Genomic DNA, 15,613 nt, shown 5'->3' with positions numbered 1-15,613 from the left:
AAGACCATCGCAATGGAAGACGGTCTGCGCTTCGCTATCCGTGAAGGCGGTCGTACCGTCGGCGCCGGCGTCGTAGCAAAAATTATCGAATAAGTAGTTGATTTACTTGATCAGGCCGGTATAATGGCCGGCCTGATACAGCGTTACAGGTCAGTAGCTCAATTGGCAGAGCGACGGTCTCCAAAACCGTAGGTTGGGGGTTCGATTCCCTCCTGACCTGCCATTCACCTCAGTGTGATTGGCTTTCTTCTTACAGGATCCTCCTCGATGACTCCCAAAACTGAAGCCCAAGAATCGCGTTTTGATCTGTTCAAGTGGCTGGCTGTAGTGGCTTTGGTGGTTGTTGGCGTAGTGGGTAATCAGTATTACTCCGCCTCTCCAATCCTGTACCGCGTTCTTGCGCTTCTCGCCCTGGCTGCTGTTGCGGGCTTTGTAGCCCTGCAGACCGCGAAGGGTAAGTCGTTCTTTGCGCTTGCGAAGGAAGCTCGTACTGAGATCCGTAAAGTCGTGTGGCCGACCCGCCAGGAAACCACCCAGACCACGCTGATTGTCGTGGCTGTCGTGCTGGTTATGGCACTGCTGCTGTGGGGTCTTGATTCCCTGCTCGGCTGGGCGGTCTCCCTGATCGTTGGCTAAAGGTGTCCCGTGGCTAAGCGTTGGTATGTTGTGCATGCTTACTCGGGTTACGAGAAGCATGTTATGCGCTCCCTGATAGAGCGCGTCAAGCTGGCAGGCATGGAAGACGGTTTCGGTGAGATCTTGGTCCCGACCGAAGAAGTCGTCGAAATGCGCAACGGCCAGAAGCGCAAGAGTGAGCGTAAATTCTTCCCTGGCTATGTTCTGGTCCAGATGGAGATGAATGAAGGGACTTGGCACTTGGTCAAGGATACCCCTCGTGTGATGGGCTTTATTGGTGGTACTGCAGATAAGCCTGCTCCGATCACCGATAAAGAAGCTGAGGCTATCCTGCGTCGCGTTGCCGATGGCAGTGACAAGCCGAAGCCGAAGACGTTGTTTGAGCCAGGTGAAGTGGTTCGAGTCATTGATGGTCCGTTCGCTGACTTCAATGGTAACGTCGAAGAAGTTAACTACGAAAAGAGTCGCCTCCAAGTGGCGGTGCTCATTTTCGGTCGCTCTACTCCGGTGGAGCTCGAGTTCAGCCAGGTCGAAAAGGTCTAGGCGGACGAAGCATCCCATACCCCGCAGCCCTGTGTGCTGCGGGGTTTTGTCGTCACTGGGATAAAACGCAAGTCATCCGGGGAGCCATCTGGCGTTCGTACCCGATATTGGAGTAGCTCATGGCTAAGAAGATTCAGGCTTACATCAAGCTGCAAGTTAAGGCCGGCCAGGCCAACCCAAGCCCACCCGTTGGTCCAGCACTGGGCCAACACGGTGTGAACATCATGGAATTCTGCAAGGCCTTCAACGCCCGTACTCAGGGTCAAGAAGCCGGCCTGCCGACTCCTGTGATCATCACTGTTTACAGTGACCGTAGCTTCACTTTCGAAACCAAGAGCACCCCTGCCTCGGTTCTGCTGAAGAAAGCTGCTGGCCTGACCAGTGGTTCGGCTCGCCCGAACACCGTCAAAGTCGGTACCGTGACCCGTGCTCAGCTGGAAGATATCGCCAAGGCTAAACAGGCTGATCTGACCGCTGCTGACCTGGACGCTGCTGTACGCACCATCGCTGGCTCTGCCCGCAGCATGGGCCTGAACGTGGAGGGTGTGTAATGGCTAAGCTGACCAAGCGCCAAAAGGCTATTGCTTCGAAAGTCGAAGCTGGCAAAGTTTACAACTTCGAAGACGCAGCTGCGCTGCTGGCCGAACTGTCCACCGTGAAGTTCAGCGAGTCTTTCGACGTTGCCGTCAACCTCGGTGTTGACCCGCGTAAATCCGACCAGGTCGTTCGTAGCGCTACCGTGCTGCCACACGGCACTGGCAAGACCGTACGCGTTGCCGTCTTCACCCAGGGCCCAGCTGCTGAGGCCGCTCTGGCTGCCGGCGCTGACCGTGTAGGTATGGACGATCTGGCTGCCGAAATGAAGGGCGGCGACCTGAACTATGACGTCGTCATCGCATCGCCTGATGCAATGCGCGTTGTGGGTCAGTTGGGTCAGGTTCTGGGGCCTCGCGGCCTGATGCCTAACCCGAAAGTCGGTACTGTGACTCCTGATGTTGCCACGGCTGTGAAAAACGCCAAGGCCGGTCAGGTTCGCTATCGCACCGACAAAAACGGTATCATCCACACCTCCGTTGGCAAGGTCGGCTTCGAAGCTGGCAAGCTGAAGGAAAACGTTGAAGCCCTGATCGCTGATCTGAAGCGTATCAAACCGGCTTCTTCGAAAGGTATCTACGTCAAGCGCGTTACCCTGAGCACCACTATGGGCCCAGGTCTGGTCATCGATCAGAGCTCGCTGAACGCGTAAGGCAATGATGGCGCGATCCGTCGCGCCATCAGCAAAATTGGGGTCCCTGCCTGGCGGGGGCTATCCAAGACCGTAGGCGGCGCAAGCCTTAAACCTCAAGCCTACGCAGATGGTGCTCCCGATTCGTTACCGAATCAGACACCAAAACGACATCCGGCTTCGGCCAGATGAAACGGTAAAAACCAGGAGTAAACCCGTGGCAATTAAACTCGAAGACAAGAAAGCCATCGTCGCTGAAGTCAACGAGGCTGCCAAAGTCGCTCTGTCCGCTGTCGTGGCCGATGCCCGTGGTGTGACTGTAAGCGCAATGACCGGACTCCGTAAAGAGGCCCGCGAAGCTGGCGTATACGTACGTGTCGTACGTAACACCCTGCTCAAGCGCGCAGTTGAAGGCACCGAGTATTCGATCCTCAACGACGCGTTCAAAGGCCCGACCCTGATTGCTTTCTCCAACGAACACCCGGGCGCTGCTGCTCGTCTGTTCAAGGAGTTCGCTAAGGGTCAGGACAAGTTCGAGATCAAGGCAGCTGCGTTTGACGGCAATTTCATTGCCGCCAACCAGATCGATGTACTGGCTACCTTGCCGACCCGTGACGAAGCTATCGCACGTCTGATGAGCGTCATTCAAGGCGCCACCAGCAAGCTGGCTCGTACTCTGGCGGCCGTTCGCGACCAGAAAGAAGCTGCTGCTGCCTAAGGCCGCGTAACCTCTTTCAAAATCATATGTTTAATTTGATGGCTGCGTAGGCTGTCACCCCAATACAGGATTTAAGTCATGTCCCTGACTAACGAGCAAATCATCGAAGCAATCGGCCAGAAAACCGTTCTGGAAGTTGTTGAGCTGATCAAAGCTATGGAAGAAACCTTCGGCGTTACCGCTGCTGTTGCCGCTGCTGGCCCAGCTGCTGCTGCTGCCGTTGTTGAAGAGCAGACCGAGTTCAACGTTGTTCTGGTTGAAGCCGGCGACAAGAAAGTGAACGTGATCAAAGCCGTTCGCGAACTGACCGGTCTGGGCCTGAAAGAAGCCAAAGAGAAAGTCGACGGCGCTCCTCAGGTCGTAGCTGAAGGCGTTTCGAAAGAAGCCGCTGAAGACGCTAAGAAGAAGCTGGAAGAAGCAGGCGCTAAAGTCGAGCTGAAGTAATCTCGACTTTGCGACTCCAGCCGGAGCGTTGAGCAAAGGCTGATGGCTGGTGGCTTATGCCACCGGCCTTTTTCCGTTATTGGTGGCCGATCAGGTCGGCCCCGATAACAAGCTGCAAGACACCCATGTGGGTGGCGCAAACCAAGGGGTTTGCACGATTTTCTGGCTGCTCCCGCCGGGAGAAGCCAAACAAGCAGGTGACCAAGCTGGGGAACGCTGATGGCTTACTCATACACTGAGAAAAAACGTATCCGCAAGGACTTTAGCAAGTTGCCGGACGTCATGGATGTGCCTTACCTCCTGGCCATCCAGCTGGATTCGTATCGCGAATTCCTGCAAGCGGGAGCATCCAAGGATCAGTTCCGCGACGTCGGCCTGCACGCGGCCTTCAAATCGGTATTTCCGATCATCAGCTACTCCGGCAATGCTGCCCTGGAGTACGTAGGCTATCGCCTGGGCGAACCCGCCTTCGATGTGAAGGAATGTGTCCTGCGTGGCGTGACCTTCGCGGTCCCACTGCGGGTCAAGGTGCGCCTGATCATCTTCGACAAGGAATCGTCGAACAAAGCGATCAAGGACATCAAAGAGCAAGAAGTCTACATGGGTGAAATCCCCCTGATGACTGAGAACGGTACCTTTGTTATCAACGGTACCGAGCGTGTGATCGTTTCCCAGCTGCACCGTTCGCCTGGTGTGTTCTTCGACCACGACCGTGGCAAGACGCACAGCTCCGGCAAGCTGCTGTACTCCGCTCGCATCATTCCGTACCGCGGCTCCTGGTTGGACTTCGAGTTCGACCCGAAAGACTGCGTGTTCGTCCGTATCGACCGTCGTCGCAAACTGCCGGCCTCGGTACTGCTGCGCGCCCTGGGTTACAGCACCGAAGAGGTTCTGAACACCTTCTACACCACCAACGTGTTCCATATTTCCGGCGAGAAACTCAGCCTGGAACTGGTGCCGCAGCGTCTGCGTGGTGAAGTTGCGGTCATGGACATCCATGACGAAACGGGCAAGGTCATCGTTGAACAGGGCCGCCGCATTACCGCGCGCCACGTTAATCAGCTCGAGAAGGCCGGTGTGAACCAGCTGGACGTTCCGATGGAATACGTCCTGGGTCGCACCACTGCCAAGGCCATCGTGCATCCGGCCACCGGCGAGATCATCGCTGAGTGCAACACCGAGCTGACCACCGAGCTGCTGATCAAGATCGCCAAGGCTCAGGTCGTTCGCATCGAGACGCTGTACACCAACGACATCGACTGCGGTCCGTTCATCTCGGACACCCTGAAGATCGACACCACCAGCAACCAACTGGAAGCTCTGGTCGAGATCTACCGCATGATGCGTCCAGGTGAGCCGCCTACCAAGGATGCTGCCGAGACCCTGTTCAACAACCTGTTCTTCAGCGCCGAGCGTTACGACCTGTCGGCCGTAGGCCGCATGAAGTTCAATCGCCGTATCGGTCGCACCGAGATCGAAGGTTCGGGCGTGCTGAGCAAGGAAGATATCGTCGAGGTCCTCAAGACCCTTGTAGATATCCGTAACGGCAAAGGCATTGTTGACGACATCGACCACTTGGGTAACCGTCGCGTACGTTGCGTCGGCGAGATGGCCGAGAACCAGTTCCGTGTTGGCCTGGTGCGCGTCGAGCGCGCGGTCAAGGAACGCCTGTCGATGGCTGAAAGCGAAGGCCTGATGCCGCAGGACCTGATCAACGCCAAGCCGGTTGCGGCGGCGGTGAAAGAGTTCTTCGGTTCCAGCCAGCTCTCGCAGTTCATGGACCAGAACAACCCGCTCTCCGAGATCACCCACAAGCGCCGTGTTTCCGCACTCGGCCCGGGCGGTTTGACCCGTGAGCGTGCAGGCTTCGAAGTCCGTGACGTACACCCGACCCACTACGGCCGCGTGTGCCCGATCGAGACCCCTGAAGGTCCGAACATCGGTCTGATCAACTCCCTGGCGGCCTATGCCCGCACCAACCAGTACGGCTTCCTGGAAAGCCCGTACCGCGTGGTGAAGGAAGGCGTGGTCAGCGACGATATCGTGTTCCTGTCGGCGATCGAAGAAGCGGATCACGTCATCGCCCAGGCTTCGGCCGCGATGAACGACAAGAAGCAACTGATCGACGAACTGGTGGCCGTTCGTCACCTGAACGAATTCACCGTCAAGGCGCCGGAAGACGTCACCCTGATGGACGTATCGCCGAAGCAGGTTGTTTCCGTTGCTGCCTCGCTGATTCCGTTCCTCGAGCACGACGACGCCAACCGTGCACTCATGGGTTCGAACATGCAGCGTCAGGCTGTACCAACCCTGCGTGCTGACAAGCCGCTGGTCGGTACCGGCATGGAGCGCAACGTTGCCCGTGACTCCGGTGTCTGCGTGGTTGCTCGTCGCGGTGGTGTGATCGACTCCGTCGATGCCAGCCGTATCGTCGTTCGCGTAGCCGACGACGAAGTCGAGACCGGTGAAGCAGGTGTAGATATCTACAACCTGACCAAGTACACCCGCTCCAACCAGAACACCTGCATCAACCAGCGTCCGCTGGTGAGCAAAGGTGACAAGGTTGCGCGTGGCGACATCATGGCCGACGGCCCGTCCACCGACATGGGTGAACTGGCTCTGGGTCAGAACATGCGCATCGCGTTCATGGCGTGGAACGGCTTCAACTTCGAAGACTCCATCTGCCTCTCCGAGCGTGTGGTTCAGGAAGACCGTTTCACCACAATCCACATTCAGGAACTGACCTGTGTGGCGCGTGACACCAAGCTTGGCCCAGAGGAAATCACTGCGGACATCCCGAACGTGGGTGAAGCTGCACTGAACAAGCTGGACGAAGCCGGTATCGTCTACGTAGGTGCTGAAGTCGGCGCTGGCGACATCCTGGTCGGCAAGGTCACGCCAAAAGGCGAAACCCAGCTGACTCCGGAAGAAAAACTGCTGCGCGCGATCTTCGGTGAGAAGGCCAGCGACGTTAAGGACACCTCCCTGCGCGTGCCGACTGGCACCAAGGGTACCGTCATCGACGTACAGGTATTCACCCGTGATGGCGTAGAGCGCGACAGCCGCGCACTGGCCATCGAGAAGATGCAGCTGGACGAGATTCGCAAGGACCTCAACGAAGAGTTCCGCATCGTCGAAGGTGCAACCTTCGAGCGTCTGCGTTCTGCCCTGAACGGCCAAGTGGTCGACGGTGGTGCGGGCCTGAAAAAAGGTACCGTGATCACTGACGAAGTGCTGGACGGTCTGGAGCACGGCCAGTGGTTCAAACTGCGCATGGCTGAAGATGCACTGAATGAGCAGCTGGAAAAGGCTCAGCAGTACATCGTCGATCGCCGTCGCCTGCTGGACGACAAGTTCGAAGACAAGAAGCGCAAGCTGCAGCAGGGCGATGACCTGGCACCGGGCGTACTGAAGATCGTCAAGGTTTACCTGGCCATCCGCCGTCGCATCCAGCCGGGTGACAAGATGGCCGGTCGTCACGGTAACAAAGGTGTGGTCTCGGTGATCATGCCGGTAGAAGACATGCCGCACGATGCCAACGGTACTCCGGTCGACGTCGTACTGAACCCGCTGGGCGTACCTTCGCGTATGAACGTCGGTCAGATCCTTGAAACCCACCTGGGCCTCGCGGCCAAAGGTCTGGGTGAGAAGATCGACCGCATGATCGAAGAGCAGCGCAAGGCCGCTGAGCTACGTGGCTTCCTCACCGAGATCTATAACGAGATCGGTGGTCGTCAGGAGAACCTGGAAGAGTTCACCGACGAAGAGATCCTCGCCCTGGCGCACAACTTGAAGAAAGGCGTGCCTATGGCTACCCCAGTCTTCGACGGTGCCAAGGAGCGCGAGATCAAGGCCATGCTGAAGCTGGCTGATCTGCCAGAGAGCGGCCAGATGGTGCTGTTCGACGGCCGCACTGGCAACAAGTTCGAGCGTCCTGTGACCGTTGGTTACATGTACATGCTCAAGCTGAACCACTTGGTGGACGACAAGATGCACGCGCGTTCCACTGGTTCCTACAGCCTGGTTACCCAGCAGCCGCTGGGTGGTAAGGCGCAGTTCGGTGGCCAGCGTTTCGGGGAGATGGAAGTGTGGGCGCTGGAAGCATACGGCGCGGCATACACCCTGCAAGAAATGCTCACAGTGAAGTCGGACGACGTGAACGGCCGTACCAAGATGTACAAGAACATCGTGGATGGCGATCACCGTATGGAGCCGGGCATGCCCGAGTCCTTCAACGTGTTGATCAAAGAGATCCGTTCGCTCGGTATCGATATCGATCTGGAAACCGAATAACACGTGACGCGAAGGGGAGCGGGGCTGGTACAGCCCGCTTCCTGCTCCGCCAGGAGGAAAGGCCTTGAAAGACCTACTGAATTTGCTGAAAAACCAGGGTCAAGTCGAAGAGTTCGACGCCATCCGCATCGGTCTGGCGTCGCCTGAAATGATCCGTTCGTGGTCGTTCGGTGAAGTTAAGAAGCCGGAAACCATCAACTACCGTACGTTCAAACCTGAACGTGACGGCCTTTTCTGCGCCAAGATCTTTGGCCCGGTGAAGGACTACGAGTGCCTGTGCGGCAAGTACAAGCGCCTCAAGCATCGCGGTGTGATCTGCGAGAAGTGTGGCGTTGAAGTTGCCCTGGCCAAGGTTCGTCGTGAGCGCATGGCGCACATCGAGCTGGCCTCGCCGGTTGCTCATATCTGGTTCCTGAAGTCGCTGCCGTCCCGTATCGGCCTGCTGATGGACATGACTCTGCGTGACATCGAGCGCGTGCTCTACTTTGAGAGCTACGTCGTTATCGATCCGGGCATGACTACCCTCGAGAAGGGTCAGCTGCTCAACGACGAGCAGTACTTCGAAGCGCTGGAAGAGTTCGGTGACGATTTCGATGCCCGCATGGGTGCCGAGGCTGTCCGCGAGCTGCTGCACGCTATCGACCTGGAGCACGAGATCGGTCGCCTGCGCGAAGAGATTCCGCAGACCAACTCGGAAACCAAGATCAAGAAGTTGTCCAAGCGCCTGAAGCTGATGGAAGCTTTCCAGGGCTCGGGCAACCTCCCTGAGTGGATGGTCCTGACCGTTCTGCCAGTACTGCCGCCGGACCTGCGTCCGCTGGTACCGCTGGATGGCGGCCGCTTCGCGACCTCCGACCTGAACGACCTGTATCGTCGGGTGATCAACCGTAACAACCGTCTGAAGCGCCTGCTCGATCTGTCGGCGCCTGACATCATCGTGCGCAACGAAAAGCGCATGCTGCAGGAAGCGGTAGACGCCCTGCTGGACAACGGCCGTCGCGGTCGCGCCATCACTGGCTCGAACAAGCGTCCGCTGAAGTCCCTGGCCGACATGATCAAAGGTAAGCAAGGTCGTTTCCGTCAGAACTTGCTCGGCAAGCGTGTGGACTACTCCGGCCGTTCGGTAATTACCGTAGGCCCGACCCTGCGTCTGCATCAGTGCGGTCTGCCGAAGAAGATGGCCCTCGAGCTGTTCAAGCCGTTCATTTTCGGCAAGCTGGAAATGCGTGGTTTGGCGACCACCATCAAGGCTGCCAAGAAGATGGTCGAGCGCGAGCTGCCAGAGGTATGGGACGTTCTCGCTGAAGTGATTCGCGAACACCCCGTATTGCTGAACCGTGCACCGACCCTTCACCGTCTGGGTATCCAGGCGTTCGAGCCTGTGCTCATCGAAGGCAAGGCCATTCAGCTGCACCCGCTGGTCTGTGCTGCGTACAACGCCGACTTCGACGGTGACCAGATGGCCGTTCACGTGCCTCTGACCCTGGAAGCACAGCTTGAAGCGCGCGCGCTGATGATGTCGACCAACAACATTCTGTCGCCAGCCAACGGTGAGCCAATCATCGTTCCGTCGCAGGACGTTGTACTGGGTCTGTACTACATGACCCGTGAAGCCATCAATGCCAAGGGCGAAGGTCGCGTATTCGCCGACCTGCAGGAAGTCGACCGCGTATTCCGCGCCGGCGAAGCCGCTCTGCACGCGAAAATCAAAGTCCGTATCAACGAGACCGTGAAAGACCGTGATGGCAGCATCACCAAGAACACCCGCATCGTCGACACCACTGTCGGCCGTGCACTGCTGTTCCAGGTTGTACCGGCAGGCCTGCCGTACGATGTGGTCAACCAGCCGATGAAGAAAAAGGCGATCTCCAAGCTGATCAACCAGTGCTACCGCGTGGTTGGTCTGAAAGAGACCGTTATCTTCGCCGACCAGTTGATGTACACCGGTTTCGCCTACTCGACCATTTCCGGTGTTTCCATCGGTGTGAATGACTTCGTCATCCCTGATGAAAAAGCACGCATCATTGGCAGCGCCACTGATGAAGTGAAGGAAATCGAGAGCCAGTACGCCTCCGGCCTGGTAACCCAGGGCGAGAAGTACAACAAGGTCATCGACTTGTGGTCCAAGGCGAACGACGAAGTGTCCAAGGCGATGATGGCCAACCTCTCGAAAGAGAAGGTCATTGACCGCGAGGGCAAAGAAGTCGAGCAAGAGTCCTTCAACTCGATGTACATGATGGCTGACTCCGGTGCGCGGGGTTCCGCAGCACAGATCCGTCAGCTGGCCGGTATGCGTGGCCTGATGGCCAAGCCGGACGGCTCGATCATCGAGACGCCGATCACTGCGAACTTCCGTGAAGGTCTGAGCGTACTCCAGTACTTCATCTCGACTCACGGTGCTCGTAAAGGTCTGGCGGATACCGCGTTGAAGACTGCGAACTCCGGTTACCTGACCCGTCGTCTGGTGGATGTTGCGCAAGACCTGGTTGTAACCGAGATCGATTGCGGTACCGACCATGGCCTGCTGATGACTCCGCACATCGAAGGCGGTGACGTCGTGGAGCCGTTGGGCGAGCGTGTACTGGGCCGTGTCATCGCCCGTGACGTGTTCAAGCCGGGCACCGAGGACGTCATCGTTCCTGCCGGTACCCTGGTCGACGAGCAGTGGGTCGAGTTCATCGAGCTGAACAGCATCGACGAAGTTGTCGTGCGTTCGCCGATCAACTGCGAAACCCGCTACGGTATCTGCGCCAAGTGCTACGGTCGAGACCTGGCTCGCGGTCATCAGGTGAACATCGGTGAAGCTGTCGGCGTTATCGCTGCACAGTCGATCGGTGAGCCGGGTACCCAGCTGACCATGCGTACGTTCCACATCGGTGGTGCTGCAAGCCGTACTTCGGCTGCCGACAGCGTTCAGGTGAAGAACGGCGGTATGGTGCGTCTGCACAACCTGAAGCAGGTCGAGCGTGCCGATGGCAACCTGGTTGCCGTATCGCGTTCCGGTGAGCTGGCCATTGCCGATGAATTCGGCCGTGAGCGCGAGCGTTACAAGCTGCCTTACGGTGCGGTGATTTCGGTCAAGGAAGGTGACAAGGTCGAAGCTGGCGCAATCGTCGCCAAGTGGGACCCGCACACCCACCCGATCGTTACCGAGCTGAAAGGTACCGTGACCTTCGTGGGCATGGAAGAAAACATCACCATCAAACGTCAGACCGACGAGCTGACCGGCCTGACCAACATCGAAGTGCTGGACGTCAAGGATCGCCCTGCCGCAGGCAAGGAAATCCGTCCGGCAATCAAGATGGTCGATGCCAATGGCAAGGATCTGTACCTGCCAGGTACCGACGTACCTGCACAGTACTTCCTGCCAGCGAACGCTTTGGTTGGTGTTGCTGACGGTGCACAGATCGGCGTTGGTGACGTTATCGCGCGTATCCCGCAAGAAACGTCGAAGACCCGTGACATTACCGGTGGTCTGCCACGTGTTGCCGACCTGTTCGAAGCGCGTCGTCCGAAAGAAGCCTCGATTCTGGCTGAAGTCAGCGGTACCATCGCATTCGGCAAGGAGACCAAAGGTAAGCGTCGTCTGGTCATTACCCCGACCGACGGTAGCGATCCGTACGAAGAGCTGATTCCGAAGTGGCGTCACCTGAACGTCTTCGAAGGCGAACAGGTAAACCGCGGCGAAGTTATCTCCGACGGCCCGAGCGATCCGCACGACATCCTGCGTCTGCTAGGTGTGAGCGCGCTGGCGAAATACATCGTCAACGAGATCCAGGACGTTTACCGTCTGCAAGGCGTTAAGATCAACGACAAGCACATCGAGACCATCCTGCGTCAGATGCTGCGTAAGGTCGAGATCTCCGAGTCGGGCGATTCCAGCTTCATCAAGGGCGACCAGATGGAACTGACTCAGGTGCTGGTCGAGAACGAGCGTCTCGCCGCCGATGACAAGTTCGTCTCGAAGTTCACCCGTGTGCTGCTGGGTATCACCAAGGCGTCGCTTTCGACCGAGTCGTTCATCTCCGCGGCTTCCTTCCAGGAAACCACCCGCGTACTGACCGAAGCGGCCGTAACCGGCAAGCGCGATTACCTGCGCGGCCTGAAAGAGAACGTGGTCGTGGGTCGTCTGATCCCGGCCGGTACCGGTCTGGCCTACCACAGCGAGCGTAAGCGTCGCCGTGATGCCGACAAACCGCTGCGCGTAAGTGCCAGTGAGGTGGAAGCCGCACTGACCGAAGCGCTGAATTCCAGCGGTAACTGAGTACAGGGCAGGGCCCCGGCAAGCCCCGAACGGTCATCGGAGACATGAAATGTTGCCGATGATCGGGCGGGGAGGGCCGGGGCCTTGTCTTGACTGGGTGCAAGATCCTCTTTAGACTTTTGTACCCTTAAATTTGGTGAGGCTCCGTCTCGCCAATTTTTGGCTTTCTTGCAAGACAATAGAGTCGCAAGACAATCAGTGGAGCTAGTAGATGGCAACTATCAACCAGCTGGTACGTCAGCCGCGTAAGCGTTCGGTCGAAAAGTCCGACGTTCCTGCGCTGCAGAACTGCCCGCAACGTCGTGGCGTGTGCACCCGCGTGTACACCACCACGCCGAAAAAACCTAACTCGGCACTGCGTAAAGTATGCCGTGTGCGTCTGACCAACGGTTTCGAGGTTTCCTCGTACATCGGCGGTGAAGGCCACAACCTGCAAGAGCACAGCGTCGTCCTGATTCGTGGCGGCCGTGTAAAAGACTTGCCAGGTGTTCGTTACCACACCGTTCGCGGCTCTCTGGATACTTCGGGCGTCAAAGGCCGTAACCAGGGTCGTTCGAAGTACGGTACCAAGCGTCCGAAGTAATCGGCCGTTTGCAGACATCCATTTTTTTGAGTCGATAAGAGTAAGGTCGGGCAGGGGTCGAAGACCCACGTCCCGGGCTAACCTGAAGACCGTTTGAGGGCTTATCATGCCAAGACGTCGTGTAGCAGCAAAACGTGAGATCCTTGACGATCCGAAGTACGGATCCCAGATCCTCGCCAAGTTCATGAACCACGTGATGGAAAGCGGCAAGAAGGCCGTAGCCGAGCGCATCGTTTACGGTGCTCTGGATACCGTCAAAGCACGCAAGAACAGCGACCCCCTGGAAATCTTCGAGAAAGCTCTCGACGCCATCGCTCCGCTGGTCGAAGTAAAGTCCCGTCGTGTCGGCGGTGCCACTTACCAGGTTCCGGTTGAAGTTCGTCCATCCCGTCGTAACGCTCTGGCAATGCGCTGGCTCGTAGACTACGCCCGCAAGCGCGGCGAGAAGTCGATGGCTCTGCGCCTGGCCGGTGAGCTGCTGGATGCTGCCGAAGGCAAGGGTGCTGCAGTCAAGAAGCGTGAAGACGTGCACCGTATGGCTGAAGCCAACAAAGCGTTCTCGCACTACCGCTTCTAATTCAAGCATCAACATTTTTGCGAGGGCTTTATGGCTCGTACTACAGCAATTAACCGCTACCGTAACATCGGTATCTGTGCCCACGTTGACGCGGGCAAGACTACCACTACCGAGCGGATCCTGTTCTACACAGGTCTGAGCCACAAGATGGGCGAGGTGCACGACGGCGCCGCGACCACCGACTGGATGGTGCAGGAGCAGGAGCGCGGTATCACCATTACCTCCGCTGCCGTTACCACCTTCTGGAAGGGTTCCGTTGGTCAGTACGACAACTACCGTGTAAACGTCATCGATACCCCCGGCCACGTTGACTTCACCATTGAAGTAGAGCGTTCGCTGCGTGTACTCGACGGCGCGGTCGTTGTGTTCTGCGGCACCTCCGGCGTTGAGCCTCAGTCCGAAACCGTATGGCGTCAGGCCAACAAGTACGGCGTTCCGCGTGTTGTTTACGTGAACAAGATGGACCGTGCCGGTGCAAACTTCCTGCGCGTCGTAGGTCAGATCAAGAACCGTCTGGGTCACACTCCGGTTCCTGTTCAGCTGGCCATCGGTTCGGAAGATAACTTCCAGGGTCAGGTCGATCTGATCAAGATGAAGGCTATCTACTGGAACGACGACGACAAAGGCACCACCTATCGCGAGGAAGAAATTCCTGCCGATATGCTGGAGCTGGCTCAAGAGTGGCGCTCCAACATGGTTGAAGCTGCTGCCGAGTCCAGCGAAGAGCTGATGAACAAGTACCTGGAAGGCGAAGAGCTGACCGTCGAAGAGATCAAAGCCGGTCTGCGCGCGCGCACCCTGGCCAGCGAAATCGTACCGGCTGTCTGCGGTTCGTCGTTCAAGAACAAGGGTGTTCCCCTGGTTCTCGACGCCGTCATCGACTACCTGCCTGCCCCGACCGAGATCCCTGCAATCCAGGGTATCAACCCGGACGACAAGGACCTGGACAAAGACGATCCGGCTGTTCGTAAAGACGAGCGTCACGCCGACGACGACGAGCCGTTCTCGGCTCTGGCGTTCAAGATCGCGACCGACCCGTTCGTTGGTACTCTGACCTTCGTTCGCGTCTACTCGGGCGTCCTGAGCTCCGGTGACTCTGTCATCAACTCGGTCAAGGGCAAGAAAGAGCGCGTTGGTCGTATGGTGCAGATGCACGCCAACCAGCGTGAAGAGATCAAGGAAGTGCGCGCTGGTGACATCGCGGCACTGATCGGCATGAAGGACGTGACCACGGGCGAAACCCTGTGCAACGCCGACAAGCCAATCATTCTTGAGCGTATGGACTTCCCTGAGCCGGTCATTTCGCTCTCCGTCGAGCCGAAAACCAAGGCTGACCAGGAGAAGATGGGTATTGCTCTGGGCAAGCTGGCCCAGGAAGACCCGTCGTTCCGCGTCAAGACCGACGAAGAGACTGGCCAGACCATCATCTCGGGCATGGGTGAGCTGCACCTGGACATCCTCGTTGACCGCATGAAGCGTGAGTTCAACGTCGAAGCCAACATCGGTAAGCCGCAGGTTTCGTACCGCGAGAAGATCACCAAATCCGGCGTTGAGATCGAAGGCAAGTTCGTTCGTCAGTCGGGTGGTCGTGGTCAGTTCGGTCACTGCTGGATCCGTTTCTCGGAGCCAGATCAGGACGAGAAAGGCAACATCACCGAAGGTCTGGTGTTCTCCAACGAAGTCGTTGGTGGTGTGATTCCTAAGGAATTCATCGCCCCGATCCAGAAGGGTATCGAAGAGCAGATGAAAAACGGCGTCGTTGCCGGTTATCCTCTGATCGGCCTGAAGGCCACGGTATTCGACGGTTCGTACCACGACGTCGACTCCAACGAAATGGCGTTCAAGATCGCTGCTTCGATGGCAACCAAGCAACTGGCCCAGAAGGGTGGTGGCGTGGTCCTCGAGCCGATCATGAAGGTCGAAGTTGTAACCCCGGAAGACTACCTGGGTGACGTGATGGGTGACCTGAACCGTCGTCGTGGTCTGGTCCAGGGTATGGATGAGTCGGTCTCCGGCCGTGTCGTCCGTGCTGAAGTACCGCTCGGAGAGATGTTCGGTTATGCGACCGACGTTCGTTCCATGTCTCAGGGTCGCGCAAGCTACTCCATGGAATTCTCCAAATACGCCGAAGCTCCGTCGAACATCGTCGAAGCACTCGTTAAAAAACAAGGCTAATCCCCTTTAGGCAAGAGGTTCACTGTCGTGGCTAAAGAAAAATTTGATCGTTCCCTTCCGCACGTTAACGTTGGCACCATCGGCCACGTTGACCACGGTAAGACCACTCTGACCGCAGCTCTGACTCGCGTTTGCTCCGAAGTTTTCGGCTCGGC

At 57.6% G+C, this 15,613-nt stretch carries 14 protein-coding genes and 1 tRNA gene; all 15 read left to right on the top strand.

Annotated elements, in window-relative coordinates; translation table 11 throughout:
• The coding region (locus ACW4TB_RS27240) for an EF-Tu C-terminal domain-related protein (protein ID WP_449118062.1) at positions 1 to 93 on the top strand (93 nt) is incomplete at its 5' end.
• Positions 94 to 147: 54 nt separating this feature from the next.
• Positions 148 to 223 (top strand) — tRNA-Trp (locus tag ACW4TB_RS27235).
• Positions 224 to 267: 44 nt separating this feature from the next.
• Positions 268 to 636: a preprotein translocase subunit SecE gene (gene secE, locus ACW4TB_RS27230; RefSeq protein ID WP_008089117.1), complete on the top strand. Its 369-nt coding sequence runs from the start codon at positions 268 to 270 to the stop codon at positions 634 to 636.
• A gap of 9 nt (positions 637 to 645) precedes the next feature.
• A complete protein-coding gene (gene nusG, locus ACW4TB_RS27225; RefSeq protein WP_012316525.1) occupies positions 646 to 1,179 on the top strand; it encodes a transcription termination/antitermination protein NusG in 534 nt (177 codons plus the stop codon).
• A 119-nt stretch (positions 1,180 to 1,298) separates the two neighbouring features.
• Positions 1,299 to 1,730, top strand: coding sequence for a 50S ribosomal protein L11 (gene rplK / locus ACW4TB_RS27220; RefSeq protein ID WP_003255500.1), 432 nt, complete (start codon positions 1,299 to 1,301; stop codon positions 1,728 to 1,730).
• Complete coding sequence (gene rplA, locus ACW4TB_RS27215; protein ID WP_012316524.1) at positions 1,730 to 2,425, top strand: 50S ribosomal protein L1; 696 nt, start codon at positions 1,730 to 1,732, stop codon at positions 2,423 to 2,425. Before rplK ends, rplA begins: the two co-directional genes overlap by 1 nt.
• Before the next feature lie 196 nt (positions 2,426 to 2,621).
• Positions 2,622 to 3,122, top strand: coding sequence for a 50S ribosomal protein L10 (gene rplJ / locus ACW4TB_RS27210; protein WP_012316523.1), 501 nt, complete (start codon positions 2,622 to 2,624; stop codon positions 3,120 to 3,122).
• A gap of 78 nt (positions 3,123 to 3,200) precedes the next feature.
• Positions 3,201 to 3,566 (top strand): 50S ribosomal protein L7/L12, encoded by a 366-nt coding sequence (gene rplL, locus ACW4TB_RS27205; RefSeq protein ID WP_003255496.1) that lies wholly within the window; start codon positions 3,201 to 3,203, stop codon positions 3,564 to 3,566.
• A 49-nt stretch (positions 3,567 to 3,615) separates the two neighbouring features.
• Positions 3,616 to 3,786 carry a hypothetical protein gene (locus ACW4TB_RS27200; protein ID WP_155294789.1) on the top strand — a complete coding sequence of 57 codons (171 nt, stop codon included), beginning with the start codon at positions 3,616 to 3,618 and terminating at the stop codon, positions 3,784 to 3,786.
• On the top strand, positions 3,786 to 7,859 hold the full coding sequence (gene rpoB / locus ACW4TB_RS27195; RefSeq protein ID WP_012316522.1) for a DNA-directed RNA polymerase subunit beta: 4,074 nt from the start codon (positions 3,786 to 3,788) through the stop codon (positions 7,857 to 7,859). Before ACW4TB_RS27200 ends, rpoB begins: the two co-directional genes overlap by 1 nt.
• A gap of 64 nt (positions 7,860 to 7,923) precedes the next feature.
• On the top strand, positions 7,924 to 12,123 hold the full coding sequence (rpoC, locus tag ACW4TB_RS27190) for a DNA-directed RNA polymerase subunit beta' (RefSeq protein WP_012316521.1): 4,200 nt from the start codon (positions 7,924 to 7,926) through the stop codon (positions 12,121 to 12,123).
• 211 nt (positions 12,124 to 12,334) lie between these two features.
• Positions 12,335 to 12,706, top strand: a complete 372-nt coding sequence (rpsL, locus tag ACW4TB_RS27185) for a 30S ribosomal protein S12 (protein WP_003255492.1) — start codon at positions 12,335 to 12,337, stop codon at positions 12,704 to 12,706.
• 106 nt (positions 12,707 to 12,812) lie between these two features.
• The gene (gene rpsG, locus ACW4TB_RS27180) at positions 12,813 to 13,283 is read left to right on the top strand and encodes a 30S ribosomal protein S7 (RefSeq protein WP_003246741.1); all 471 of its coding nucleotides are present in this window, start codon (positions 12,813 to 12,815) and stop codon (positions 13,281 to 13,283) included.
• A 30-nt stretch (positions 13,284 to 13,313) separates the two neighbouring features.
• Positions 13,314 to 15,458: an elongation factor G gene (gene fusA, locus ACW4TB_RS27175; protein WP_012316520.1), complete on the top strand. Its 2,145-nt coding sequence runs from the start codon at positions 13,314 to 13,316 to the stop codon at positions 15,456 to 15,458.
• 27 nt (positions 15,459 to 15,485) lie between these two features.
• Positions 15,486 to 15,613, top strand: a 128-nt coding sequence (locus ACW4TB_RS27170) for a GTP-binding protein (RefSeq protein WP_232859055.1), incomplete at its 3' end; no start/stop codon positions are given.

The organism is Lelliottia jeotgali (assembly GCF_977070485.1).
The sequence above is the reverse complement of the archived record's forward strand: the minus strand, read 5'-3'. Positions and strand labels throughout refer to the sequence as shown.